The organism is Corynebacterium liangguodongii (assembly GCF_003070865.1).
Classification (GTDB): Bacteria; Actinomycetota; Actinomycetes; order Mycobacteriales; family Mycobacteriaceae; genus Corynebacterium; species Corynebacterium liangguodongii.
The window spans coordinates 331,190-357,123 of record NZ_CP026948.1; the positions used below are offsets into that span (position 1 = coordinate 331,190).

Annotated in this window: 19 protein-coding genes and 1 pseudogene; 11 read left to right on the forward strand and 9 right to left on the reverse strand. The window is 62.8% G+C overall.

Going from position 1 to position 25,934, the window contains the following annotated elements; genetic code table 11:
- Window positions 1-6 precede the first annotated feature (6 nt).
- The 3 genes from C3E79_RS01610 to rplL all read left to right on the forward strand — a co-directional run bounded on the left by C3E79_RS01610 (window position 7) and on the right by rplL (window position 4,669).
- Window positions 7-3,450, forward strand: a complete 3,444-nt coding sequence (locus C3E79_RS01610) for a choice-of-anchor M domain-containing protein (protein ID WP_159078258.1) — start codon at window positions 7-9, stop codon at window positions 3,448-3,450.
- 237 nt (window positions 3,451-3,687) lie between these two features.
- Complete coding sequence (rplJ, locus tag C3E79_RS01615) at window positions 3,688-4,209, forward strand: 50S ribosomal protein L10 (RefSeq protein ID WP_108403337.1); 522 nt, start codon at window positions 3,688-3,690, stop codon at window positions 4,207-4,209.
- A gap of 70 nt (window positions 4,210-4,279) precedes the next feature.
- Window positions 4,280-4,669, forward strand: coding sequence for a 50S ribosomal protein L7/L12 (rplL, locus tag C3E79_RS01620; protein ID WP_108403338.1), 390 nt, complete (start codon window positions 4,280-4,282; stop codon window positions 4,667-4,669).
- A 410-nt stretch (window positions 4,670-5,079) separates the two neighbouring features.
- Here the strand turns inward: rplL and C3E79_RS01625 are convergent, their stop codons facing one another.
- Complete coding sequence (locus C3E79_RS01625; protein WP_108403339.1) at window positions 5,080-5,883, reverse strand: SDR family oxidoreductase; 804 nt, start codon at window positions 5,881-5,883, stop codon at window positions 5,080-5,082.
- Window positions 5,884-5,965: 82 nt separating this feature from the next.
- Between C3E79_RS01625 and C3E79_RS01630 the strand changes: the two genes are divergently transcribed.
- From C3E79_RS01630 to C3E79_RS01645, 4 genes are all read left to right on the forward strand, one after another.
- Entirely contained in the window at window positions 5,966-7,465 is a 1,500-nt protein-coding gene (locus tag C3E79_RS01630; RefSeq protein WP_108403340.1) for a succinic semialdehyde dehydrogenase, read from the forward strand.
- A gap of 25 nt (window positions 7,466-7,490) precedes the next feature.
- A complete protein-coding gene (gene pgfA, locus C3E79_RS01635) occupies window positions 7,491-8,420 on the forward strand; it encodes a cell envelope lipid trafficking protein PgfA (RefSeq protein WP_108403341.1) in 930 nt (309 codons plus the stop codon).
- A 268-nt stretch (window positions 8,421-8,688) separates the two neighbouring features.
- Window positions 8,689-12,186, forward strand: coding sequence for a DNA-directed RNA polymerase subunit beta (gene rpoB, locus C3E79_RS01640; protein WP_108403342.1), 3,498 nt, complete (start codon window positions 8,689-8,691; stop codon window positions 12,184-12,186).
- A gap of 75 nt (window positions 12,187-12,261) precedes the next feature.
- Window positions 12,262-16,260, forward strand: a complete 3,999-nt coding sequence (locus C3E79_RS01645) for a DNA-directed RNA polymerase subunit beta' (RefSeq protein WP_108403343.1) — start codon at window positions 12,262-12,264, stop codon at window positions 16,258-16,260.
- A 101-nt stretch (window positions 16,261-16,361) separates the two neighbouring features.
- On the opposite strand, the gene C3E79_RS01650 is transcribed toward C3E79_RS01645, so the two are convergent.
- The 6 genes from C3E79_RS01650 to C3E79_RS01670 are packed head-to-tail and all read right to left on the reverse strand — an operon-like array spanning window position 16,362 to window position 20,438.
- Window positions 16,362-16,991 (reverse strand): ABC transporter ATP-binding protein, encoded by a 630-nt coding sequence (locus C3E79_RS01650; RefSeq protein WP_108403344.1) that lies wholly within the window; start codon window positions 16,989-16,991, stop codon window positions 16,362-16,364.
- Entirely contained in the window at window positions 16,982-18,526 is a 1,545-nt protein-coding gene (locus tag C3E79_RS11260) for a hypothetical protein (RefSeq protein WP_146183362.1), read from the reverse strand. Before C3E79_RS11260 ends, C3E79_RS01650 begins: the two co-directional genes overlap by 10 nt.
- 21 nt (window positions 18,527-18,547) lie before the next feature.
- On the reverse strand, window positions 18,548-18,916 hold the full coding sequence (locus C3E79_RS01660) for a hypothetical protein (RefSeq protein WP_108403346.1): 369 nt from the start codon (window positions 18,914-18,916) through the stop codon (window positions 18,548-18,550).
- Between the two features lie 11 nt (window positions 18,917-18,927).
- Window positions 18,928-19,542, reverse strand: coding sequence for a hypothetical protein (locus C3E79_RS01665; RefSeq protein ID WP_146183361.1), 615 nt, complete (start codon window positions 19,540-19,542; stop codon window positions 18,928-18,930).
- Between the two features lie 26 nt (window positions 19,543-19,568).
- Window positions 19,569-20,117 (reverse strand): hypothetical protein, encoded by a 549-nt coding sequence (locus C3E79_RS11265; protein WP_158268464.1) that lies wholly within the window; start codon window positions 20,115-20,117, stop codon window positions 19,569-19,571.
- A gap of 39 nt (window positions 20,118-20,156) precedes the next feature.
- Window positions 20,157-20,438: a hypothetical protein gene (locus C3E79_RS01670; protein WP_108403348.1), complete on the reverse strand. Its 282-nt coding sequence runs from the start codon at window positions 20,436-20,438 to the stop codon at window positions 20,157-20,159.
- Window positions 20,439-20,797: 359 nt separating this feature from the next.
- Between C3E79_RS01670 and C3E79_RS01675 the strand changes: the two are divergent.
- Window positions 20,798-21,103: pseudogene (locus C3E79_RS01675) on the forward strand (hypothetical protein); the annotation flags it as partial.
- A gap of 70 nt (window positions 21,104-21,173) precedes the next feature.
- On the opposite strand, the gene C3E79_RS01680 reads toward C3E79_RS01675, so the two are convergent.
- A complete protein-coding gene (locus C3E79_RS01680; protein WP_108403349.1) occupies window positions 21,174-21,950 on the reverse strand; it encodes a DUF1266 domain-containing protein in 777 nt (258 codons plus the stop codon).
- Between the two features lie 109 nt (window positions 21,951-22,059).
- Window positions 22,060-22,233: a hypothetical protein gene (locus C3E79_RS11270; RefSeq protein ID WP_158268463.1), complete on the reverse strand. Its 174-nt coding sequence runs from the start codon at window positions 22,231-22,233 to the stop codon at window positions 22,060-22,062.
- Window positions 22,234-22,618: 385 nt separating this feature from the next.
- Here C3E79_RS11270 and rpsL point away from each other — a divergent pair, with 385 nt between their 5' ends.
- The 3 genes from rpsL (at window position 22,619) to fusA (ending at window position 25,818) form a co-directional block, all read left to right on the forward strand.
- Window positions 22,619-22,990, forward strand: coding sequence for a 30S ribosomal protein S12 (gene rpsL, locus C3E79_RS01685; protein ID WP_018017465.1), 372 nt, complete (start codon window positions 22,619-22,621; stop codon window positions 22,988-22,990).
- A gap of 6 nt (window positions 22,991-22,996) precedes the next feature.
- Window positions 22,997-23,464 (forward strand): 30S ribosomal protein S7, encoded by a 468-nt coding sequence (gene rpsG / locus C3E79_RS01690; RefSeq protein WP_108403350.1) that lies wholly within the window; start codon window positions 22,997-22,999, stop codon window positions 23,462-23,464.
- A 230-nt stretch (window positions 23,465-23,694) separates the two neighbouring features.
- A complete protein-coding gene (gene fusA, locus C3E79_RS01695) occupies window positions 23,695-25,818 on the forward strand; it encodes an elongation factor G (RefSeq protein WP_108403351.1) in 2,124 nt (707 codons plus the stop codon).
- Window positions 25,819-25,934 lie beyond the last annotated feature (116 nt).

Here is a 25,934-nt window from a genome sequence, read left to right on the forward strand (position 1 = left end):
ATTTTAGTGAGAAAGTCATATCTCGCAGTACCCCTCGCCGCGGCCCTCGCGGCGGGGCAGGCGCCCGTCGTCGCTCTGGCGGCCGACTCGTCGGCGCCGATCGCCGCAGACCACAAGGCCGGCACCCCCGGTTTTGGCGTGGACCTGCCTGATGATGTGAAGATGAAGACCGCCGACGGCAAGACCGTGACCCACCCTTGCGCGGGGCGCAAGCTGGCTTACCAGTCGCGTGAGGTTCCCCTCTACGCCGCGAACGACACAGCGGGAAAGCTTGCCGTGATGGCACTCGACGGCACCGAGGTGACGAACCAGGATGATCTTTGTTTCCGCCTCGCGCCGGACGCCGATGATAAGGGACAGGACCTTACACGGATGGTCATTCCTGAGGATTTGTCCTTCCTGGGCACGCCCGGTGACACCGTGAGGGTGGCACCTGCCACCGCCGATAAGACGATCCCGCCACGGCCCATGTCTACTGGGATTGGTGCTTTTGACTCGAGGCGGATGACAGGCGACGATGCGGTGCCCACCAACTTCCGAGACAACAAGGTGAGATTTGAGATGACCGACTTCCAGGGCCCGGAAGGCGGTGATGTGCACATCTACTTCAAAAACAAGGTCTCCCCGGTCGAACGGGTCCTCTCGACCACTGATGAGAAGCCTCTGAGCTTCGCCTACAACGTGGGTAGGACAAACCAGTTCAGCTGGGCCTTTACTAAGCCAGGCATCTACGCCATCCAGTGGCAAGCTCGGGCGACGCTTGACGACGGCTCAGAGACCGCATCCGACAAGGTCACGCAATACTGGCTCGTCGGCGACGACCCGAGCGTCGGCCTACCGAAGGGAACCACCAAGAACCTCAACGAGGTGAAGGCCGCGCCGCAGTCGCCGGCTGCCTCGGCAACCACGACGGCAAAGCCCACGACGACGGCGACGCAGGTGTCGACTAGCGCGAAGCCCAGCGAGACCGCCGTTCCGGCTGAACCCAGCGAGCCCGAGGGCGAGAAGAAGCTCACCGCATCCGGGCATAAGCCCGGCAACACAGGCTTCGGCGTCAACCTACCTGCGGACCAGAAGGCCGAGGGCGGGTCTCAACCGCACGTGTGCGCGGGCCGCAAGTTGGTCTACCAGTCCCACAACGACGCGCTCTATGGCACCCGAATGAACGGCGACAAGCTCACCGTCATGGCGGTGGATGGTCAGCAGGTTGTGCCAATGGATTCCCTTTGCTTCCGCCTCCCCCGTGATGCGGATAGCAAAGGCCGGGAAGTCTCACGGACAGTTATCACTGAGGACACTGCCTTTTTGGGCAAGCCAGGCCAGGCAGTATGGCTTGCGCCCCAGGCCACAAGCTTTATGGATAAGTGGCGTCCATTGTGGTCGGGCCTCGGTGCGTTTGACAGGGCGCACGAGCCAAATGAGGAGGCCATCCCGAAGAATTTCAAGGATGACTTGATGTTTTTCGACCTTGTTGATTACAAGGGGCCAGGCGAGATGCAGATCTTTTTTCACCGGGCATCGAAGAACTCGAATGACCGTTATTTTAGTAGCGCGGATGAGAATTTGCACAGCGTTCCGTACAAGGTGGGCGCCCATGGCCACTTCAACTGGACGTTTACCGAACCGGGAATCTACGAGATCACATGGCAAGGGCGCGCAGAACACAAAGACGGCACGACGGAGAAGACCGAGCCGGTCACCCAGTACTGGCTCGTGGGTGAGGACTCGGATGTAGGCTTACCTAAAGGAACGACCACTAACCTCAACGAGGTAAAGACCTACGTTGATGGCAAGGCGCCTGAGACGACGGCGCCTGAGACGACGGCACCTGAGACGACGGCACCGGAATCTGAGGCACCCGTGCCGGCGCCGGACGGCGGGAACGCCCAGCTCTGCTACGCGGCACAGGCGCTATCGACGAAGCCCGATGCATTTATCACCTCGGGTCACATGGATCTCGCGCTCGCTGAGGATGACGGCGAGGTCCAGGCACGGCTTCACGACGACAGTGATGTGCACCGCCCCGCTGTCCGTGAGAGCGGAACGTTCCTCTTCGAGGTCCCCGACACCGCAAAGCAGAAGATTCCTGAGCACCTCAAGGACTCTTTCCTTGGTGATTTCAAACAGGTGTGGATGCTGCCGCAGGCGCAGGTCTCTGACCTTCCCTGGCTTGGTTTCTCCACCACGGCTCTGAAATCCGACACGCTTGCGGAAGGAACTAACATAAAGGTCTCGCTGAGCGACGTCACCGGACCGGGCAGGATTGTCACCTGGCACGAGAACGTGGGACGGTTGGACAAAGAACTTGACTCCGCTGATCCGGCATCGCACCTGACCTACGGTTTTAATGATCACGATCACCAGGCGTTCGGGTTTAGCGAACCGGGCCTCTACGCGGCGACCTTCCTCTACACCGGCACCGCTCGTGATGGAGGAGAGTTTACAAAGGAACTGCGGGCCACGTTTGCCGTCGGTGACGAGGCAATCGGGCAGGCGCGTCAGTACAAGAAAGAGGGCTATAGTTCACTACCGGCCGCGGGTGAGGACTGCGCCTCCGCGCCGGGCGATGAGACGGGCGACGGCCCCGACGATGAGCCTGCGACGCCGGGCGCTGGCGTATGGGACAAACTGGCTAAGGCGATTGAAAAGCTCGCCGGAGCGGTCCTCGCACTCGGAGGCATCCTCGGCGACGGTAAGGAACCAACACAGCCGCAGCCGCCTGTCAGTCCGAGCGCGCCCATCGACACGGTCACCACAACGTCTGACGAGGGTTCTGTGCAGCAGGCGATCATCGATGGCCTGCGCGAGCTCGAGAACTCGTTTATTGCCTTGGACAATGACGCCGGCCCGCTGTTCCGGCAGCTTGTCGCGCGTGACGGAGCGGAGGCGGATCAAGGGGAAGACAGCCCTGAGGGTGCAGTGGTCATGGTCGAGGACCAGAGCGGTGCCGTGCAGCCCGCTGAGCAGCCGGCCGCGCCGTCCGGTGGGCAGGCCCCGGCACAGCAACCCGCTACACAGCAGCCCGCCCAGACCGCCACTGGCGGCGCCAGCGGGTCTGCTCCGGCGCTCTCCCAGCCCGCAGCCGTGGCCACCGGCGGAACCGAGACGAGCGTCGGCGGCGGTGACGCAGTTGAGGGTGGCGAGGTTGTCGAGGGCGGCGAGGTTGTCGACGACCTCGGCACGGTCGACCAGGCTGCTCCGGAAGACTCCCTTGCCCTCGGCGGGGGCGGCGGCATCGTCTCCTCCATCGACGGCAACTCGCCCGAGAAGTCGAAGGCCTACGACGCGGCGTCCGCAGTGACCGCCGGCGGGTTCTGGGCAGGGCTCGCTTTCGGCCTTGGGGCGATGGCGCTCATCGGCGGCATCGTGCTGTTCGTCGCAGCCTGGCGTGCGCTCAAGCAGGTGCGCAGCGGCGAGGACGATTTGGCTCCGCAGCAGGCAATCGGATAACATCAGGCCCGAAGTTTGAACGGGGAGTCACCTCCCCGCCCTCAAGTTTCACCGAAGACCGTCGGTCGCTCCGCAGCTGCGGAGTCGAAGGTGCCCCCCTCCAGGGGCCGGCCCACGCAGGAGAAACGAGGCCTGATTCATGGTGCCCCGTGCTTCTGCACGGGGCACTTGTCGTTCTCAAGCGATCGTGCCCCGGGCGGATTGAAGGACGTAAATCATTGGAAGGAGGCGTGTGTCATGGCAAATGCGAAGAATACGGCCGAGCTGGCTGTGCTGAAGGACAAGTTCGAACAGGCAAGCTCCGTTGTTCTTACCGAATACCGCGGCCTTACCGTAGGCCAGCTCCAGGAGCTGCGCGGTGAGCTCGGCTTCGATGTCGAGTACCACGTCGCCAAGAACACCCTTGTCAAGATCGCCGCGCGCGAGAATGGCATCGAGGGTCTCGATGAGCTTCTGACCGGCCCGACCGCCGTCGCCTTTATCAAGGGCGAGGCTGTCGATGCCGCGAAGGTGATGAAGAAGTTCAACAAGGATCACGACGCGTTCGTGATCAAGGGCGGCTACATGGACGGCAACGTCCTCACCGCAGCCCAGGTTGACGCCATCGCTGAGATGGACAACCGCGAGACCACCCTTGCCAAGATCGCAGGCGCGTTCCAGGGTTCCTTGGCCAAGGCTGCCGGCCTGTTCCAGGCTCCGGCGTCCAAGACCGCTCGACTTGTCGCTGCGCTGCAGGACAAGCAGAGCGAAGCTGCGTAAAACGCACCAGTTGCTACACACCTAACACCCCGGGCCGCGCAAGCGGGCCGCAAAAAGAAAGGAAGCCACAATGGCTAAGCTGTCTAAGGACGAGCTCATTGAGCAGTTCAAGGAAATGACCCTCATCGAGCTCTCCGAGTTCCTCAAGGAATTCGAGGAGGTCTTCGACGTCACCGCCGCTGCCCCGGTTGCCGTTGCAGCCGCAGGCGCTCCGGCCGGTGGCGAGGCCGCCGCTGAGGAGGAGAAGGACGAGTTCGACGTCGTCCTCGAGGACGCCGGCGACAAGAAGATCGGCGTGATCAAGGCTGTCCGCGAGATCGTCTCCGGCCTGGGCCTGAAGGATGCCAAGGAGCTCGTCGAGAGCGCTCCGAAGGCCATCCTCGAGGGCGCCAACAAGGACGACGCCGAGGCTGCCAAGGCCAAGCTCGAAGAGGCCGGCGCGAAGGTTACCCTCAAGTAATCACGCCGCCTTCGAAAGGCGCATGGAAGCTCCCCGACCCGGGTTTCTCCGGCGGGGAGCTTTTTGCGTATCGACGGGGTGGCGGTAGGGGAGGGGGCATATTGGGGATTTGCCGACTCTGCAGCCGCGGAGTGGGTTGGCTAGTTCATGTGACTGGTGTGACGGGTGGGTGCTTGCAGAGTACTCTTGACTCTGCAGCGGCAGAGTGACCATCCCACTGCCGACTCCGCAGCGGCAGAGTGACCATCCCGCCGCTGACTCCGCAGCTGCAGAGTGGGCAGGCTAGTTCATGTGACTGGTGTGACGGGTGGGTGCTTGCAGAGTGCTCTTGACTCTGCAGCGGCAGAGTGACCATCCCACTGCCGACTCGTAGCGGCAGAGTCCGGCGCCTTCTCGTGGCAGCGAGGGTACTAGCCCACGAGGACCTTCGTCGCGGCGCGGCGAAGGGTGTCCGGCGCGAAGTCGGAGAGTGCCTTGAGCACCTTGTCCGGCACGCTGACACCGTGGTGCAGCCGGAACTTCTGGATGAAAGACGGTTCGGCGAAGACCTTTTCGGCCACGTCGGCGACATCACCCGGCTCGAGACGCACGCCCAGGGTGCGCACAGAGCGGGCGTTGACGTCGGCGATCTTGGTCTTTGCCCACAGCGGGGCGAGGTCAGTGACGCGGATGTTGTCCTTCCGCCATTCCAGGCTCAGTGCCTCTGTGAGACCCTTGACATAGAACTTGGAGGCGGAGTAGGTGGAGATGTCCGGCTGGCCAAAGATGGCAGAGGCGGAGCACATGGAGACCATGACGGAGTCCTTCGTGCGCTTCAGGTAGGGGTGGCAGGCCTTCGCGCCGTAGGTCACGCCAACGCAGTTGATGTCCAGGATCCACTGGATGCGCTCGGGATCCTGCTCGCTCAAGGGGCCGTCGATAATAACGCCCGCGTTGTTGAAGAATCCGTCGAGCCTGCCGCCCGTGTGGGAGGTGAAGTCCTCGACAGCCGCGACCCAGTCTTCCCAGTTGCGCACGTCGAGGTGGCCGGTGATGAGTTGGCCCTCGTCGAGGTCGAGGCCAAGATTCGGGTCGGTGTGCCATTCGACGGGGACGATGTCGTAGCAGCCGACGACCCAGCCGCGATCAAGCATCCGCTTGGCGGTTTCCATGCCGATGCCGGAGGCGCCGCCGCTGATGAAGATGGATTTTTTGCGAGAAAGTGAGGAGGTCATGCGCTTAGCATAGATGTAATTGCCGTCACATGTATAGAATGGGGGTGACATTTGCCCCAATTCGACAGGAAGTGGCATCCACATGACCCAGACGGTTGCGCCCGAGCGCTCCATGCAAGAGATCATCAACCCCGCGACGGGAGAGGTTATCGCAACGGTGCCCGCCCACACGCGGGAGGAGACGGCCGAGGCCTTCGTGCGGGCCCGCCGCGCCCAGCGGCGTTGGGTGAAGACGAGCTTCAGGCAGCGCCGCAAGATCTTCCTCACGTTCCACAACCTCGTGATTGATCACCGTGAGCGGTTGATGGACACGATCCAAGACGAAAACGGCAAGAACAGGCTCAGCGCGCTCGAGGAAATCCTTGATGTGGCGATGACGGCCCGGCACTACGCGTACCGGGCGGAGAAGCTGCTCAAACCGGTGTCACGGCGCTCGGTGGTGCCGCTGTGGACCTCTACTAAGGAGGAGCGCGCGCCGAAGGGCGTGGTCGGGGCGATCGCCCCCTTTAACTACCCGCTCTCCCTTGCCGTCTCCGATGCCATTCCCGCGATCCTGGCGGGTAACTCGGTCGTCGTAAAGCCGGATTCCCAAACGCCGCTCTCGGCGCTGCTTGCCGCGGAGCTCCTCGCGGAGGCGGGGTTGCCGGAGGGTGTCTACAACGTGGTCACGGGCCGTGGCTCCGAGGTGGGCCAGGCCATCGTGGAGGAATGTGACTACCTCATGTTCACGGGGTCGACGGAGACCGGTCGCTTACTGGCGGAGCAGGTTGCACCCCGCCTCATTGATTACTCCATGGAGCTCGGCGGCAAGAACGCACTGATCATCGCCGATGACGCGGATATTGACCGTGCGGTCTCCGAGATCTGGCCGGCGTGCTTCAGCAACTCTGGCCAGCTCTGCATCTCGATTGAGAGGATGTACGTCCACCGCGCCGTTGCGGATGAGTTCATCCCGGCGTTCGTGGACAAGGTCAAGGGCCTCAAGGTCGCCGGCGGGCACGGGTGGGACGCGGATATGGGCTCCCTCATCTCCGTTGAGCACGCGGATAAGGTCGAGGCGTTCGTTGATGATGCCGTCGCAAAGGGCGCGACCGTGCTCGCTGGCGGTCGGCGGCTGCGCGAGCTGGGCGAGGCGTTCTACGCGCCAACGGTGCTCACGGGCGTCCCCGAATCCGCCGACCTCTACCGCGGCGAGGTCTTCGGGCCCGTTGTCTACATCGAAATCGTCGACTCGAACGACGAGGCCATCCGCCGCGCGAACGACACCGATTACGGGTTGAATTCCTCGGTGTGGGCGAAGCCGTCGACGGGCAAGAAGATCGCCTCCCAGCTGCAGACCGGCACGGTCAATATCAACGAGGGCTACGCGCCCGCGTGGTCGTCGATGGACGCGCCGATGGGTGGCTTTAAAACCTCGGGCGTGGGCCGCCGCCACGGCGACGGCGGGTTGACCAAATACACCGAGTCGCGCAACGTCACCCAGACCCGCGTGATGAATGTGGTGAACAACCGCGTGCGCAGCGAGGTCTGGGCCGACCTCTTGCCCACAACCTTGCGCATCGGCCGCGACATCTTGCGCTAGGTGCCGCTAGGTACAATCGGCGATCATGCTCTCGAAGTTCCGCATTTTGGCCTCGCTCGTCACCGGACTCGGCGTTGCCCTCATCGTCGGCGGGCTCATCGCTCCGCGCTTTTTGCTTGGCGACGCCCGACTTCCGCTGGACCTCGAGCACACGACGTGGACGATCGAGGACCCCGCCGGTCAGGCCCGCGGTGAGACAAAACCGGTGACCCGGCAGCTGCACATGGAAATCCAGGACCCCTCGGGCCCGGATATCGCCAGCGTGCGCGTCGGCGAGTCTATCCTTGCCGGTTCTTCCCCCAACGACTTCGACAACCTCGTCAGCGCGGGAACGTGGACGTACCCGATGGACCGTAAAAGCGGCGCCCCGACCCAGCCCATGGAGTTTTCCTCCGTGATGGTGATGCCGCCGACGCGCGTGCAATCGGATGCGCCGTGGCTCAAGTTCCCGGCCGACGTGCACAACACAACCTACGACGTGTTCGATCCCACGCTCAGGGCGGCCGCCCCCGCGGAGTTTGTGGGGGAGGGCGAGATCGCCGGGCGCACCGTCTACCGCTTCGAGCAGGTCGTCGAGCCGACGAACCTCGCGCGCGCGTACGCCGACCCGCGCAACACTAAGACGCAGGTGGACGCGGAGGGGAACCAAACCCGGTCGTTCCTCTTCTACTCCGCCCGCCGCGAGCTCACCGTCGACCAGGCCACGGGCCTCGTCGTGGGGATCAACGAGGACGTGGATACCTACTACGCCGACGACGGTGGGCGTCGCGTTGAAGACGTGCTGCGCTATGAGGGGAAGATGGACGAGCGGCGCTCGGAGGAGATGGCCGGTCAGCTCTCGACGGTGCTTTCCGCCGCGCAGTCTCGGGCGGTGACCTACGCGGTCATCGCGCTCGGCGTGCTGCTCGTTGCGCTGGGGCTTTTCGGGGCTCTGCGGGGGCAGCGAGCGCGCTAGTTCCAGCCCGGGCGACAAGGGTGGTAGGCTACCCCCGGACGGCGGCGCGGTAGCGCTTTACAAACGTAGTTGGGTGGTATAAGGTTAGCCGTCGCGCTGGAAGCCGTCTCCGGCCTACCTTACGAGCCTTGCACCTCGTTTCGCGAAAACGGGACTTGACAAGGCGACTTTGTGCATTCTGGGGACTGGCCTTCCACAGCTGACCGAATGCTAACTTATCCAGCGGAAACCCCGCGGAACCACACGGATTCCACGGGGCCCGCGTGAGGTGCTGGAAGGACCCAACTTGGCAGTCTCCCACCAGACCATGTCAATGGCCAATATCCCCGGAGCTCCGGAGCGTTACTCGTTCGCCAAAATTAGCGAGCCGATTACCGTCCCTGGCCTGCTCGACGTGCAGAGCGAATCCTTCGCGTGGCTCGTCGGCACGCCGGACTGGCGCGAGCGCCAGCGCGCCGAGCGTGGCGACGACGCACGGATCACAAGCGGGCTCGAGGACATCCTTGAGGAAATCTCCCCGATCCAGGATTACTCGGGCAACATGAGCCTGTCCCTGTCGGAGCCCCGGTTCGAGGAGATCAAGTACTCGATCGACGAGTGCAAAGAGAAGGACATCAACTACTCCGCGCCGCTCTACGTCACGGCAGAGTTTATCAACAACGACACGCAGGAAATCAAGAGCCAGACGGTGTTCATTGGCGATTTCCCGCTGATGACGGACAAGGGCACGTTCATCGTCAACGGCACCGAGCGCGTCGTCGTCTCCCAGCTCGTGCGCTCCCCGGGTGTCTACTTCGACGAGACGATCGACAAGTCGACCGAGCGTCCCCTGCACGCCGTGAAGGTCATTCCTTCGCGCGGTGCGTGGCTGGAGTTTGACGTCGATAAGCGCGACACCGTCGGTGTGCGCATCGACCGCAAGCGCCGCCAGCCGGTCACCGTGCTGCTCAAGGCGCTGGGCTGGACCGCTGAGCAGATCACCGAGCGCTTCGGGTTCTCCGAGATTATGATGTCCACCCTCGAGTCCGACGGTGTGGCCAACACCGACGAGGCGCTGCTGGAGATCTATCGCAAGCAGCGCCCGGGCGAGCAGCCGACGCGCGACCTCGCGCAGTCCCTGCTGGAGAACTCCTTCTTCAAGGCCAAGCGCTACGACCTCGCGCGCGTGGGCCGCTACAAGGTCAATCGCAAGCTTGGTCTCGGCGGCGACCACGACGGCCTGATGACCCTGACCGAGGAAGATATCGCCACCACCCTCGAATACCTCGTGCGCCTGCACGCGGGCGAGACGGAGATGACGTCGCCGACCGGCGAGGTCATCCCGATTAGCACCGACGACATCGACCACTTTGGCAACCGCCGCCTGCGCACCGTCGGCGAGCTGATCCAAAACCAGGTCCGCGTCGGCCTCTCCCGCATGGAGCGCGTCGTGCGCGAGCGCATGACCACCCAGGACGCGGAGTCGATCACGCCGACCTCGCTCATTAACGTGCGCCCGGTCTCCGCGGCGATCCGCGAGTTCTTCGGCACCTCCCAGCTCTCGCAGTTTATGGACCAGAACAACTCCCTGTCTGGCCTGACCCACAAGCGCCGCCTCTCGGCGCTCGGCCCGGGCGGTCTCTCCCGCGAGCGCGCCGGCATCGAGGTCCGCGACGTGCACCCGTCGCACTACGGCCGCATGTGCCCGATCGAGACGCCGGAAGGCCCGAACATTGGCCTGATCGGTGCGCTGGCGTCCTACGCCCGCGTCAACGCCTTCGGTTTCATCGAGACCCCCTACCAGAAGGTCGTCGACGGCAAGCTCACCGACCAGATCGATTACCTCACCGCCGACGAGGAGGACCGCTTTGCCATCGCGCAGGCGGCCACACCGCTCGATGCCGAGGGCAACCTCACCGGCGAGCGCATCGAGGTGCGCCTCAAGGACGGCGACATCGGTGTGGTGGGCGGCAAGAGCGTCGATTACCTCGACATCTCCCCGCGCCAGATGGTCTCCGTGGCAACGGCGATGATTCCGTTCCTCGAGCACGACGACGCCAACCGCGCGCTCATGGGCGCGAACATGCAGAAGCAGGCCGTGCCGCTTTTGCGTTCCGAGGCGGCCTACGTCGCCACCGGTATGGAGCAGCGCGCCGCCTACGACGCGGGCGATACCGTGATTACGAAGAAGACCGGCGTGATCGAAGACGTCACCGGCGACTACATCACCGTGATGGGCGACGACGGCGTGCGCGACACCTACCTGCTGCGCACCTTCGAGCGCACCAACCAGGGCACCTGCTACAACCAGACCCCGATCGTCTCCGCCGGCGAGCGCGTCGAGGCCGGCCAGGTCATCGCGGACGGCCCGGGCACCAAGAACGGTGAGATGGCGCTGGGCCGCAACCTGCTCGTGGCGTTTATGCCGTGGGAGGGCCACAACTACGAGGACGCGATCATCCTCAACCAGCGCGTCGTGGAGGAAGACATCCTCACCTCTGTGCACATCGAGGAGCACGAGATCGACGCCCGCGACACCAAGCTCGGTGCCGAGGAGATCACCCGCGAGATCCCGAACGTCTCCGAAGACGTGCTCAAGGACCTCGACGAGCGCGGCATCATCCGCATTGGTGCGGACGTGCGCGACGGCGACATCCTCGTGGGCAAGGTCACCCCGAAGGGCGAGACCGAGCTCACCCCGGAGGAGCGACTGCTGCGCGCCATCTTCGGCGAGAAGGCCCGCGAGGTGCGCGATACCTCGCTGAAGGTGCCCCACGGGGAGACCGGCAAGGTCATCGCCGTGCGCCGCTTCTCCCGCGAGGACGACGACGATCTTTCCCCGGGCGTCAACGAGATGATCCGCGTCTACGTCGCCCAGAAGCGCAAGATCCAGGACGGCGACAAGATGGCTGGCCGCCACGGCAACAAGGGTGTCGTCGGCAAGATCCTGCCCCAGGAGGACATGCCGTTCATGGCGGACGGCACCCCGGTGGACATCATCTTGAACACGCACGGCGTGCCGCGTCGTATGAACATCGGCCAGGTCCTCGAGGTCCACCTCGGCTGGCTCGCGCACGCGGGCTGGACGGTCGATCCCGAGGATCCGAAGAACGCCGAGCTGCTCAAGACGCTGCCGAAGCACCTCTACGACGTGCCGCCGGAGTCTCTCACCGCCACCCCGGTGTTCGACGGCGCGAGCAACGAAGAGGTCGCCGGCCTGCTGGCCAACACCAAGCCGAACCGCGACGGTGACGTCATGGTCGATGGCAACGGCAAGGCCATGCTTTTCGACGGCCGCTCGGGCGAGCCGTTCAAGTACCCCGTCTCGGTGGGCTACATGTACATGCTCAAGCTGCACCACCTCGTTGACGAGAAGATCCACGCCCGCTCCACCGGCCCGTACTCCATGATCACCCAGCAGCCGCTGGGCGGTAAGGCACAGTTCGGTGGCCAGCGTTTCGGCGAGATGGAGGTGTGGGCGATGCAGGCCTACGGCGCCGCCTACACCCTGCAGGAGCTGCTCACCATCAAGTCGGACGACGTGGTTGGCCGCGTGAAGGTCTACGAGGCGATTGTCAAGGGCGACAACATCCCGGATCCGGGCATCCCCGAGTCCTTCAAGGTGTTGCTCAAGGAGCTCCAGTCGCTGTGCCTCAACGTCGAGGTCCTCACCGCCGATGGCACCCCGATGGATCTTGCCGGCGACGAGGACGACTTCGACCAGGCGGGCTCCTCGCTCGGGATTAACCTCTCGCGCGACGAGGGCGCCGCGGCGGACACGGCCTAGACACAGGCGAACGCAACCGAAAGACATCTATCCACATCGATCCTCCCCATCAGGGGGAGGTGAAAGGGAATTTACGTGTTTGACGTAAACCTCTTCGACGAGCTTCGCATTGGCCTGGCCACCGCCGACGACATCCGCCGTTGGTCCCACGGCGAGGTCAAGAAGCCCGAGACCATCAACTACCGCACCCTCAAGCCGGAAAAGGACGGGCTGTTCTGCGAGCGCATCTTCGGCCCGACCCGCGACTGGGAGTGCGCCTGCGGCAAGTACAAGCGCGTGCGCTACAAGGGCATCATCTGCGAGCGCTGCGGCGTCGAGGTGACCAAGTCCAAGGTGCGCCGCGAGCGCATGGGGCACATCGAGCTCGCCGCCCCGGTGACCCACATCTGGTACTTCAAGGGCGTGCCTTCCCGCCTGGGCTACCTGCTTGACCTGGCGCCGAAGGACCTCGAGCGGATCATCTACTTCGCCGCCAACATCATTACCTCCGTCGACGATGAGGCTCGCCACAACGACCTCTCGACGCTTGAGGCCGAGATGATCCTGGAGAAGAAGGAAGTCGAGGCCGACGCGAACTCGGAGATCGCTGAGCGCGCGCAGAAGCTCGAGGAAGACCTCGCCGAGCTCGAGGCCGCAGGCGCCAACGCCTCTTCCCGTAAGAAGGTGCAGCAGGCCGCCGACAAGGAGATGACGCACATCCGCCAGGCCGCGGAGCGCGAGGTCGAGCGCCTCGACGAGGTGTGGCAGACCTTTGTCAAGCTCGCGCCGAAGCAGATGGTGATCGATGAGAACCTCTACGAGGAGCTCGTCGACCGCTACGAGGACTACTTCACCGGCGGCATGGGCGCCGAGGCCATCCAGACGCTCATCCGCAATTTCGATCTCGACGCCGAGGCCGAGGAGCTGCGCTCCATCATCGCTGAGGGCAAGGGTCAGAAGAAGATCCGCGCGCTCAAGCGCCTCAAGGTCGTTGCCGCGTTCCAGCGCTCCGGCAACAACCCGGACGGCATGATCCTGGACGCGATTCCGGTCATCCCGCCGGAGCTGCGCCCGATGGTCCAGCTCGACGGTGGCCGTTTCGCCACCTCGGACTTGAACGACCTGTACCGCCGCGTGATCAACCGCAACAACCGCCTCAAGCGCATGATTGACCTCGGCGCGCCCGAGATCATCGTGAACAACGAAAAGCGCATGCTGCAGGAGTCCGTCGACGCGCTGTTCGACAACGGGCGTCGCGGCCGCCCGGTCACCGGCCCGGGCACCCGCCCGCTGAAGTCCCTGTCCGACCTGCTCAAGGGCAAGCAGGGCCGCTTCCGCCAGAACCTCCTGGGCAAGCGCGTGGACTACTCGGGGCGCTCCGTTATTATCGTCGGCCCCCAGCTCAAGCTCCACGAGTGCGGCCTGCCCAAGCTCATGGCGCTCGAGCTGTTCAAGCCGTTCGTGATGAAGCGCCTGGTGGACAACGACTACGCGCAAAACATCAAGTCCGCCAAGCGCATGGTCGAGCGCCAGCGCCCCGAGGTGTGGGACGTGCTCGAGGAGGCCATCTCCGAGCACCCGGTGCTGCTCAACCGCGCACCGACGCTGCACCGCCTGGGCATCCAGGCGTTCGAGCCGAAGCTGGTCGAGGGCAAGGCCATCCAGCTGCACCCCCTGGCCTGTGAGGCTTTCAACGCCGACTTCGACGGCGACCAGATGGCTGTCCACCTGCCGCTGTCCGCGGAGGCGCAGGCCGAGGCCCGCATCCTCATGCTCGCTTCGAACAATATTTTGTCCCCGGCCTCCGGCAAGCCTCTGGCCATGCCGCGCCTGGACATGGTTACCGGCCTGTACTTCCTCACCATGCTCAAGGGCGAGGGAGAAATCGGCGGCGAGGGCGCTTACGCCCCGGCCGACGATAACGGCCCCGCGCGCGGTGTCTACACCTCCTACCGCGAGGCGATCATGGCCTACGACCGCGGGGTGCTCGGCCTGCAGGCGCCGATCAAGGTGAGCATCGACCACCTGCGCCCGACCCCGGAGATCGAGGCGGAGCAGTTCCCGGACGGTTGGACGCAGGGCCAGGCCTGGATGGCCGATACGACCCTGGGCCGCATCATGTTCAACGACCTTCTGCCGTACAACTTCCCGTACCAGGAAGGCGCGATGGTGCGCAAGGGCGGTGGCTCCGGAAAGGTGCTGCTCGGCGACATCATCGAGTCCATGGTGGAGCGCTACCCGATGATCACGGTCTCGCAGACCCTGGACAAGATGAAGGACGCCGGGTTCTACTGGGCGACCCGTTCCGGCGTGACCATCTCCATGTCCGACGTTCTCGTCCTGCCGAACAAGGTCGAGGTGCTCGAGCAGTACGAGCGCGAGGCGGAGGAGATCGAGCGCAAGTTCTGGGAGAAGGGTGCGCTGACGGAGGAGAACCGTTACGACCGCCTCGTTGAGCTCTGGCAGGACGCCACCAACAGGGTCGGCCAGGCTGTCGAAGACCTCTACCCGGACGACAACCCGATTCCGATGATCGTGAAGTCGGGCGCGGCCGGTAACATGCGCCAGATCTGGACGCTGGCCGGCATGAAGGGCATGGTCGTGAACTCGCGCGGTGAGTACATCACCCGCCCGATCAAGACCTCCTTCCGCGAGGGCCTGTCCGTGATGGAGTACTTCAACAACTCGCACGGCTCCCGCAAGGGCCTGGCCGATACGGCGCTGCGTACCGCGGACTCGGGTTATCTGACGCGTCGTCTTGTCGACGTCGCCCAGGACGTCATCGTCCGCGAGGACGACTGCGGCACGCACCAGGGCGTGAAGGTCCCCGTCGCCCGCAAGGTGGGCGAGAAGTGGGTCCGCGACGAGCTGGTGGAGACCTCCGTCTCCGGCCGCGTCGTCGCCTCGGACGCGAAGGACGCCGACGGCAACGTCGTGCTCCCCGCGGGCGCTGACCTGGGTGAGGAGAACATCGACAAGCTCGTTGCCGCCGGCGTGGAAGAGGTCAAGGTCCGCTCCGTGCTCACCTGCCAGACGGCTACCGGCGTGTGCGCGAAGTGCTACGGCAAGTCGATGGCCACCGGCAAGCTCGTCGACATCGGCGAGGCGGTGGGCATCGTGGCCGCTCAGTCGATCGGTGAGCCCGGCACCCAGCTGACCATGCGTACCTTCCACCAGGGCGGTGTCGGCGGCGACATCACCGGCGGCCTGCCCCGCGTGCAGGAGCTCTTCGAGGCCCGCGTGCCGAAGAACCGCGCCCCGATCGCCTCGGCGGCAGGTACGGTCTCGCTGGAGGACGAGGGCAACTTCTGGACGCTGACCATCCACCCGGACGACGGCTCCGACGACGTGGTCTACGAGAAGCTCTCCAAGCGCCAGGGCCTGGCCCAGGTGCGCCGCCCGATGGAGTCCAACCCGAACGCGATGATCGAGCGCTCCCTGCGCGAGGGCGACCGCGTCGAGGTCGGCGATCGGCTCCTGCGCGGCGCGGCTGACCCGCACGACGTGCTCGAGGTGCTCGGTCGGCGAGGCGTCGAGAAGCACCTCATCGACGAGGTGCAGGCGGTCTACCGCACCCAGGGCGTGTCCATCCACGACAAGCACATCGAGATCATCATCCGCCAGATGCTGCGCCGCGGTAACGTCATCGACTCCGGCGATACGGAGTTCCTGCCGGGCACCCTGGTCGACCTCGCCGAGGCCCGCCAGGTCAACGCGCAGGTCGTCGCCGACGGCGGCCAGCCGGCGGAGATGCGCTCGGAGATCATGGGCATTACCAAGGCCTCGCTGGCGACGGAGTCGTGGCTGTCCGCGGCCTCGTTCCAGGAGACCACGCGCGTGCTTACCGACGCCGCCATTAACAAGCGCTCCGACAAGCTCATCGGCCTGAAGGAGAACGTGATCATCGGTAAGCTCATCCCGGCCGGTACGGGTATCTCGCGCTACCGCAACATCCAGGTCAAGCCGACCGAGGCGGCGCGCAGCGCGGCGTACTCGATCCCGACCTTCGGTGATTCGATTTACGGCGACGACGGCTACGGCGAGTTCACCGGTGCCTCGGTGCCGCTCGATGAGTACGGGTTCGACCAGATGTAGTCACGCGACTGGCAAGACCACGGTGCGATCTTGGGTACACTCGGCACGCGAGATTGCACCGTGGTCATTCCTATGCGGGGGCAGGGTCGAAGTTCGTGCGCTTAGCCCACGCGCGCCGACCGCAATTCGAATCCTGCGTTCGAGACGCACACGTCTGCAAATCGATTGTGTTCGTCCAAAGTGATGATCTCAGGGGGCTGGTGGGCGACGGCGAGAACCAGGCGTTCGGCTGATTGGTGGAACAGCTCGGCAGCCACATAATCCGCTGCCCCCGGGTCGAGCCCATTGAACGGCTCATCCAGGCAAAGAACGCCGCTTCTGGTAAGAAGCCCGCACACGATCCAAGCCTTTCGGAGAGTTCCGGTGGATAGCTCCGACGGGAGCTTATCCAGATGCGGCTGGAGGCCAAGCCCATCGATGAAACGATCTGCCGAGTCTGGGCTGAAGCCGTAGCGCCGCAAGTATAGGGTGCAGTTGTCCCGCACAGTGAGAAACGGGACGAGGGCGGGGGAATGGCGGATGTATGTGACTTCGCCCGACACGGCAATCGTGCCAGCTATAAGCGGAAGGAAGCCTGCGATGACTTCCATGAGAGTTGATTTTCCGGAGCCGTTCGGCCCGTGGAGAATTCGTAGACCGGGACTGCGCACGCATATGGTGACATCGGAAAACGCCGGGGTGTTGCGCTTGTAGCCAGCGGACATGGACTGTCCAACAATACTTAACGACATACGTGTACCATCCTGAGCAATCTAGCGCGGGCAACAAAGAGTGTGGTTCCGAGCCCGATTGCTAGGGCGCAGGCGCCTACAAGCGGCGACCACACGAAGATGAACGCGAAAGCGTAGGAGAAAAGTAGTTCGAGCAAGACCATCTGGGTCTCCACTAGGTTCTTTCCAATCGGCCGGTTGGCAAAGAGGAAGCCAACTGCAGTGAAAGCAAGAACCGGCCCAGCCACAATAAGAAGAGGCATCCCCGAAACCGCTAGCCACAGCAACGAAGCCGCAAGGAGCGGAGTGAGTGCGAGGCATGCGGCAAACAGTAAGCGAAGAATAATCACCAGCACCTCGGCGCTATCTAGCTCAACGTGAAAGCGATAGCGCAGCAAGCTTTTGCGGGGTTCAACGGCTGAGAAATGCTCGGTCGATGCTGCCGACAGTGTGGAAACGATGATGAAAACCGGAATTAGAGCAGGGATCAAGCCTTCGATGGAATGCGTGAGCCCGGCGGCTGCACTAAGCACCATAGAATTGACAACGACGCTTGGTCGCGTCCACAGAATGCGCACCCACAAGCTGCCGACGATGGGATATAGAAATCGATTGAGAAGCGAGTCCAGGCCCCACGTGGATGTGGGTGGGCCGGAAAGTGGCGGGTTAATAGCACGCAAAGTATAAATAAGGGGTGCTGCCCGAAGAATATTACCCATTTGCAGGAAAAGAATTACTCCTACTGAGCAGCACACCCCAATCAAAGGCCATGCGACCATCGGCCGCGACACAATCCCGATAACAGGCGCTAATGGAATCGCGAACTCGCTCGTGTGCTGCACGCGCCGTGCACCGTCCAAAGCTGCGACGGCGGAAGAGACTAATGAACCAGCTAAAAAGCCTACAATGCAAGGCGCAGTCGCGATGAAGACGCTGGATCGCCATCGCAAGATCCCGGGACTGGGCAGAAAGGCTATCGAGCGTAGGCCTCGAAAGCCGCTTACAGCATAAAGCGGAATACTAAAACTCATGGCTACGAAGCAGAGGCGAGTGACAAGGGAGTTGCCGGAGCCGAGCGAGACGAGCAGGAGTGGACTCCAGAACAGTGGCCAGCGACTCGCCAAGGGAATGACAATGGTTGAGAGAAATGCATCTCGGGTAGACACGCCAAGGGATGGAAGCGAACGAATCAAAGGATCCCGCTCTAGCCGAGTGCTCACGGCTAGTTTTACGATATGCCCGAAAACATCGAGCAGTGCTGGAATGAGCGCGAACGCGAAGAGAAAATATGTACCATCTGCACCTTCCAGGCCTGCAAGGGATGGCAAGCTCGACGCGAGTTGGGGAGCGGCGTTTCGAACTATTACGCCTGCAATGAGCGCCTCGCACACAACAAGCATCCCGAAAAGTACCGGAGCCACCTTTAGCGCAAGCCGAGGGTCAAGCGGTACTCCGAATCTATCGATTATTTCGGTGATCTTGAGCGTTCGGGCGACTTGAACGCCTGACCACTGGGCTTGAACGTGATCGGGTACGGGGGCTGGTTTTAAGGACATAAACGCAGCGTGATCCTTAAGCTACGACAGGTAGGTGGAGCGACGACTATTGTTACGCTCCACCAGCTCTAGGGCGGACCAGATGCCGATCACGAAGAATACGATCGCGGATGCTCGGGTAGGGAGAACTCCGCCCGTAACAGCGAAGGAGCTGAGTACCCAGAGCGTGAAACCACATGTCGAAGCTAAGAAGAAGGAAAGTGTTGGGAAGCGAGGGCTAAAGGCGGCATACAGTACGGCGGCCACCAAGATGGTTGCCTGGGCGACAGCAGTGGCCAAGGCTTTGTTGTCCAATCCCGAGCTTGCATGCATCGACCATGAAGAGAAAACCGGGAAGACAAGAGACAGGGCTGCTAAGACCCACAAAAGTGAGACGAAACGGAAATTCATGTACTACTCCCTTAGGCGAAAAGCGGGGAAAACAACGGGCGGTAAACGGCGGTGAACAAGAGTGCGCTAATGAGCAAGGCTATTACAAAGGGGATGAGCGCCTTGTAGCAACTGGAGACGCACTTATGGGTGAAATATCCTGTGACGCCTAAGACGCAAATGGCGCTCGCGACGGCGTGGAGTGCTTCAGCTCCTGGAAGAAGTCGTATTGTCAGCGGGACGATGAACGAGGCACTGATCGTATAGAATAGTGCATCAAATACTCCCGTCGTGTCTCCGCTTTCTCTTCCCCAATGTGCGACTGTGCGCAATACGCTAAACGCTAGGAGTGAATAGATAATTGTAGAAAGAATCAGACCGGCGGCAGTACCAAACACGAGTAACCGCAGCATGTCCCCGTTCATTTCAATGTTGCTCGGCAGCGACTTTAGGGAACGCTCGGCGGTTGCCCGAGTGTAAAATATAGTGTAGAGAATTCCGAGAGCGAAGATTATCCCCGCATGCGGGGAAACCATTGCGCCGGTGTGCTTCTCGTTCCGGGGCGCATTGGCAAAATAAAGGTATTCGCGATGCGTAGATGGATCACTTGACATTGGTGATGGGGTCTTGGACATATTCTTGTGCATCTTTCTGTGTTTATTGGACGGGATCGTCACGTGTTTGAAACGACAAGTGCTTCGATGAGGATTCCCGTCCAAATAAGGGCGAACGACGTGAGAACGAAAGGAAAAGTACTTTTCACGGCGAGCCACCAGCGAGCGGCAAATGATACACCGGTGTCATCACGTTGCATGAGAAGTATGAAAGTGGGAAATATCCCTACGACGCTGGCAAGGAATAGGCCAAAAAACTCGAACGGGGAGTAAGCCCATGTACTTCCAATCGCAGCCCGGAGTCCGATAGCGTTGACGGAAATTGCAAACGATAATCCGAGGTACAGCCCCAGTCCGAATGCCCCGACCACTGTAGTGAGCCCGAAGGAGAGAACCCCTGAAACTAATATGCACCAGGTAGGGATGTTTGATGAGGCGATAAATATAAACGCCTCATCAAACGACGAGCGGGACGTGGGTGGAGCGTCAATCTCAGATAAGGGAACGGCGTTTCCTGATAGCGTCCCCACTGCGCACGCACTACCTAGAACAATAGTGGCGGTTGCGATAGATAGCAGCAAGGACGTATGGTACACCTTCGCTGTCATGCGCCAGTCTCTTCGCGGCCGAGGCTTGAATTGCGGCTGTTAGGCGACGACGGCTTTAGTGCCCATCTGTGCGAGCTTGGTCTTGATAACGGCCCACAGGCCAGCGCCGATAATGCCGCCGGTCGTCGCGATGGCCGCCAAAAACATGCCCCAGCTGCCGACCTCGACAGCCTTGACGATTGCGGAAGCGGTTGCGGTGCTTACACCAAAAGTGCCGACGATCCACATGGCGCCGACAGAGGTTGCGGCGATGGCGACGAACGATGCGAGCGCAATGATCGCAGTTGCGATCTTGGTCTGGGTGCTGGAGAAAGTGGTCATGGCGGATTCCTTTCTGGGGAATTGGTAGTTGGGTCGATTTGGTGGATCAGGGACCCGGGGAAGTCAGACGTAGGGCCGGGACGGGATGCCCATAGCCTGTCTGCTGGGTCCTGGTGGGCCGATTCTTTTTTGCATTCGTCACGGTGTCGAGCATACCTTTGCAAAAGGGGGACGGCAATAGTAACGCCGAAAGTTGGTACTAAAGTATCCTTTTTCTACTAAAGTAGCCACGGAAGGGCTCTGAGCAGGGATGCGAGGTCCTGGATCGATAGGGGAACTCGATTTAAAACTCGCTGGTTGGCGATGAATGCCCCTTTGGTGGGTCCATCGTGAGTGGGGTTAGATCGCTGGTCTCGATGTGGTTCGTCGCGGCGCCATTCGAGGGTGAGTCGAGGCGGCGGGGCGTCTCGCTATCCACGGCGCCTGCCACCAAGCGCTCCGACAAGCTCATCGGCCTGAAGGAGAACGTGATCATCGGTAAGCTCATCCCGGCCGGTACGGGTATCTCGCGCTACCGCAACATCCAGGTCAAGCCGACCGAGGCGGCGCGCAGCGCGGCGTACTCGATCCCGACCTTCGGTGATTCGATTTACGGCGATGATGGCTACGGCGAGTTCACCGGTGCTTCGGTGCCGCTCGACGAGTACGGGTTCGACCAGATGTAGGACCTGCACCCGTAGCGCGACAGGCCCCGCCGGGCGATCCACCTGGCGGGGCCTGAAGCGTGTGCTGCTCTTAGGGGTTGAGGGGCATTCGCAGCCACGGGGATGCCGGATTCACAAGCAGCGTCGCGACGAGCGCGGAGAGTCCCTCGCCATCCTCGCCAACCATGCCGGACCAGGCGGCACGGCCGAGCAACCAACCGGATGCGTAGGATTTCCAATCTGGATACATCACCTGGGCGCGTTCGAGCGCGTGGGCGTGGTGCTGAGCGCACTCTTCTTCGCTGAACCAACCAATCCCGTGGGCCATCCGTGAGATCCAGGCGGCACGGCCGTAGTCCCACGAGGTAAGCGTGGAAGGAAGCTGGCTCGGCAACCCCATTCCTTCAGCAAATAGATTCGCATACTTTTGCAGGACAGCGGTGATGGCGGAGGGGTCTACTCCGGGGAGGCGCTGGCATGCGGGCTCGACGAGAGCGTGAGCTGTTTCCGGATTGTGCTCCTGTGCGATGATCTTTATCTCGGGCAAAAGTGCGACGTACTCGGGGTTCGAGTCTGTGCTCAGCAAGGAGGCAATAGCTGCACGTGCATCGTCCGGGTCCGCGAAACCCCACGTTTCGCACAGGTTCTGCTCGAACTGGCGGTACAGGGGGTTGGTGAAAAGGCCTTTCCTGCGCTTGAGCACCGGGCCTGGACCGTCGACTATCCTACCGTCCGCGAGACCGTACGGCAGGGAGCAAAGGAACGCCCTCTGCATGTCTTGCGGGAACCTGTTTTGCCATTGCACTTTTGGAAAGGGAAGCTCGCCGTAGGCCGGATCCGCAATAAAATCTTCAAGCGCATTTGACATGAGGCAAGGTTAATGCAATCGCAACCTTGTTGCCCCGCGGGTTTAGAGCTCGACCTGCCCGATCACCCCGGCGAACTTCGCGGACCCCGTCGCACATCATGGCCCACACCTAGGCGCCCAAATAGGTCTCCAACGCGGGCTCACCGTCGATTATCGCTCCGCCTTTGCCCAACTCGGTGCTCACAACAATGTCCAGGCTCGCTCCTTTCGCCTCGGTGGTCGTCCGGCTCAGGTCAGGGGCCTCCATGATCGCGTGCATGCCGTCGACGCCCGAGGCGGTCACGGTATCTGGGGTGGGGGGAGAGGTGCGAGGCAGTCGTGATGCTAGAGCCGACGGCGATGAGGGGCGTCGCCGCGATGGAGGCGGTAGCAGTGTTCGCTTTGCGACGTCTCGCATCCATACTGGTTACCTGGGGTGCGGTGTCGATGCAGTCGAGGATGGAACGATCGACCTGCACAAGGGCGAACGGCCGGGCGAGGGGGTGCTGCGAATCTCCCCATCCCCTGGAGTGCGGCTCTACTGCCTGACCTTCGGCTAGGGCGATTTTGCGGAGCCGGGGCAAGGCGCTAAGCTTTGTCGTCGACGCACATGCGGCAGGGCCCCGGAAAAGAGCCCCCATTTTTGCATGTATGGACACATTTTCACTCGAACGTAGAAGGATGCGTGAATGCCAACTATCCAGCAGCTGGTCCGCAAGGGCCGCCACGACAAGCGCACGAAGGTTGCCACGGCGGCCCTGAAGGGCTCCCCGCAGCGACGCGGCGTGTGCACCCGTGTGTACACCACCACCCCGAAGAAGCCGAACTCCGCGCTGCGTAAGGTCGCGCGTGTTCGCCTCACCTCGGGCATCGAGGTCTCCGCCTACATCCCGGGTGAGGGGCACAACCTTCAGGAGCACTCCATGGTGCTCGTGCGCGGCGGCCGCGTGAAGGACCTGCCGGGCGTTCGCTACAAGATCATCCGCGGCGCGCTTGACACCCAGGGTGTGAAGGACCGCAAGCAGGCTCGCTCCCGCTACGGCGCGAAGAAGGGACAGTAATCACCAATGCGTAAGCAGCAAGCACCGAAGCGTCCCGTCGTTAAGGACCCGGTCTACAACTCCGAGATCGTCACCCAGCTCGTCAACAAGGTCCTGCTCGACGGCAAGAAGTCGACCGCCGAGCGCATCGTCTACGGTGCGCTCGAGATCTGCCGCGAGAAGACCGGCACCGATCCCGTGGGCACCCTCGAGAAGGCCCTGGGCAACATCCGCCCCGACCTCGAGGTCCGCTCCCGCCGCGTCGGCGGCGCTACCTACCAGGTCCCGGTCGAGGTCAAGCCCGGCCGCTCCAACACCCTCGCCCTGCGCTGGCTGGTCACCTTCACCCGCCAGCGCCGCGAGAACACCATGATCGAGCGCCTCGCCAACGAGATCCTCGACGCCTCCAACGGCCTCGGCGCCTCCGTCAAGCGCCGCGAGGACACCCACAAGATGGCCGAGGCCAACCGCGCCTTCGCCCACTACCGCTGGTAGTCCGAAGCGAGGTCAGCGCCTCGTGCGCCTGACCACGCGCACCACAACCCGGTCGCACGCCGCGGCCGGCGCCCGGGTTTGCCGTGTGTGCGAGGACATGCTGCCAAGGCGCGGGTTTAATGGCAGAATAGATAAAGGTAATTATCCACCCTGGCGTTATCCGGCTGGGGCCGGCTCGGAGCCGGCTAGGTTGCCCGGATACGTCATCGACATCCAATTGGGGTATCAACGTGGCACAAGAAGTGCTTAAGGACCTAAACAAGGTCCGCAACATCGGCATCATGGCGCACATCGATGCCGGTAAGACCACCACCACCGAGCGCATCCTCTTCTACACCGGCATCAACCGCAAGGTCGGCGAGACCCACGACGGTGCCTCCACGACCGACTGGATGGAGCAGGAGAAGGAGCGCGGCATCACCATTACGTCCGCGGCGGTGACCTGTTTCTGGAACAACAACCAGATCAACATCATCGACACCCCGGGCCACGTGGACTTCACCGTCGAGGTCGAGCGCTCCCTGCGCGTTCTCGACGGCGCGGTTGCCGTCTTCGATGGCAAGGAGGGCGTCGAGCCCCAATCCGAGCAGGTCTGGCGCCAGGCCGCCAAGTACGACGTGCCGCGCATCTGCTTCGTCAACAAGATGGACAAGCTCGGCGCTGACTTCGAGTTCACCGTCGGCACCATCGTCGACCGCCTCGGTGCGAAGCCGCTGGTCATGCAGCTCCCGATCGGCGCCGAGGATGACTTCGACGGCGTCGTCGACCTCATCGAGATGAAGGCGCTGCTGTGGCCGGGCAAGGTCGAGACCGGCACCCCGCCGCAGATCGAGGAGATCCCGGCCGAGCTCAAGGACAAGGCCGAGGAATACCGCGAGAAGCTTCTTGAGACCGTCGCTGAGTCCGACGAGGAGCTCATGGAGAAGTACTTCGGCGGCGAGGAGCTCACCGTCGAGGAGATCAAGGCCGCGATCCGCAAGATGACGGTCAACTCCGAGATCTACCCGGTCTACTGCGGCTCCGCCTACCGCAACAAGGGCATCGAGCCGCTTCTCGACGCCGTGATCGACTTCCTGCCCAACCCGCTCGACATCGGCGAGGTCCACGGCACCGCGCTCGACGGCGAGACCCCGGATACCCGCAAGCCGTCCGTCGAGGAGCCGTTCTCCGCGCTGGCGTTCAAGATTGCGGTGCACCCGTTCTTCGGCAAGCTCACCTACGTGCGTGTCTACTCCGGCCAGGCCATCCCGGGCGAGCAGATGCTCAACTCCACGAAGAGCACCAAGGAGCGCGTGGGCAAGCTCTTCCAGATGCACGCGAACAAGGAAAACCCGGTCGAGCACGCCGACGCCGGCAACATCTACGCGTTCATCGGCCTGAAGAACACCACCACCGGTGACACCCTGTGCAACCCGGACCACCCGATCATCCTGGAGTCCATGGACTTCCCGGACCCCGTGATCCAGGTCGCCATCGAGCCGAAGACCAAGGCCGACCAGGAGAAGCTGGGCACCGCTATCCAGAAGCTCGCGGAGGAGGACCCGACCTTCACCGTCAAGCTCGACGAGGAGACCGGCCAGACCGTCATCGGCGGCATGGGCGAGCTCCACCTCGACGTCCTGGTTGACCGCATGAAGCGCGAGTTCAAGGTCGAGGCGAACATCGGTTCTCCGCAGGTGGCCTACCGTGAGACCATCCGTAAGAAGGTCGAGCACCTCGACTACACCCACAAGAAGCAGACGGGTGGTTCCGGCCAGTTCGCGAAGGTCATCGTCACCATCGAGCCGTACTCCCCGGAGCCGGAGGAGCTCGAAGAGGGCGAGTCCGCGATCTACAAGTTCGAAAACGCCGTCACCGGCGGCCGCGTGCCCAAGGAGTACATCCCCTCGGTCGACGCCGGCATCCAGGACGCCATGCAGTATGGCTACCTGGCGGGCTTCCCGCTAGTCAACATCAAGGCCACGCTGGAAGACGGCGCCTCCCACGAGGTCGACTCCTCGGAAATGGCCTTCAAGTTGGCTGGCTCCCAGGCGCTGAAGGAGGCCGTCGCCAAGGCGAAGCCTGTGCTGCTCGAGCCGCTCATGGCCGTCGAGGTTGTCACCCCGGAGGAGTACATGGGTACGGTCAACGGCGACATCAGCTCGCGCCGTGGCCAGGTCTACGCGATGGATGACCGCTCCGGCGCCAAGGTGGTCAAGGCGAAGGTGCCGCTCTCCGAGATGTTCGGCTACATCGGCGACCTGCGCTCCAGCACCGCTGGCCGCGCCAACTTCACGATGGTCTTCGACTCCTACGCGGAGGTTCCCTCTAGCGTGGCGCAGGAGATTATCGACGAGCGCAACGGCAACAAGTAAACACACCGTCCACAGGTTGCCTACCGGGGCGCCCTCCCCGATATCGCTCGCCGGCGCGTGCCAGTGCTGGCGGCGGTGCTTTGGAGGGGAGGGCGGCCGAGACCCGCGGAGTAGCG

Coding starts and splice junctions, on each gene's coding strand:
- rplL (WP_108403338.1), top strand. CDS start 4,280: ATGGCTAAGCTGTCTAAGGACGAGCTCATTGAGCAGTTCAAGGAAATG.
- C3E79_RS11260 (WP_146183362.1), bottom strand. CDS start 18,526: ATGTCCTTAAAACCAGCCCCCGTACCCGATCACGTTCAAGCCCAGTGG.
- C3E79_RS01660 (WP_108403346.1), bottom strand. CDS start 18,916: ATGAATTTCCGTTTCGTCTCACTTTTGTGGGTCTTAGCAGCCCTGTCT.
- rpsG (WP_108403350.1), top strand. CDS start 22,997: ATGCGTAAGCAGCAAGCACCGAAGCGTCCCGTCGTTAAGGACCCGGTC.
- rpsL (WP_018017465.1), top strand. CDS start 22,619: ATGCCAACTATCCAGCAGCTGGTCCGCAAGGGCCGCCACGACAAGCGC.
- C3E79_RS01665 (WP_146183361.1), bottom strand. CDS start 19,542: ATGCACAAGAATATGTCCAAGACCCCATCACCAATGTCAAGTGATCCA.
- rplJ (WP_108403337.1), top strand. CDS start 3,688: ATGGCAAATGCGAAGAATACGGCCGAGCTGGCTGTGCTGAAGGACAAG.
- pgfA (WP_108403341.1), top strand. CDS start 7,491: ATGCTCTCGAAGTTCCGCATTTTGGCCTCGCTCGTCACCGGACTCGGC.
- C3E79_RS01670 (WP_108403348.1), bottom strand. CDS start 20,438: ATGACCACTTTCTCCAGCACCCAGACCAAGATCGCAACTGCGATCATT.
- C3E79_RS01630 (WP_108403340.1), top strand. CDS start 5,966: ATGACCCAGACGGTTGCGCCCGAGCGCTCCATGCAAGAGATCATCAAC.
- C3E79_RS11265 (WP_158268464.1), bottom strand. CDS start 20,117: ATGACAGCGAAGGTGTACCATACGTCCTTGCTGCTATCTATCGCAACC.
- C3E79_RS01680 (WP_108403349.1), bottom strand. CDS start 21,950: ATGTCAAATGCGCTTGAAGATTTTATTGCGGATCCGGCCTACGGCGAG.
- C3E79_RS01625 (WP_108403339.1), bottom strand. CDS start 5,883: ATGACCTCCTCACTTTCTCGCAAAAAATCCATCTTCATCAGCGGCGGC.
- C3E79_RS01650 (WP_108403344.1), bottom strand. CDS start 16,991: ATGTCGTTAAGTATTGTTGGACAGTCCATGTCCGCTGGCTACAAGCGC.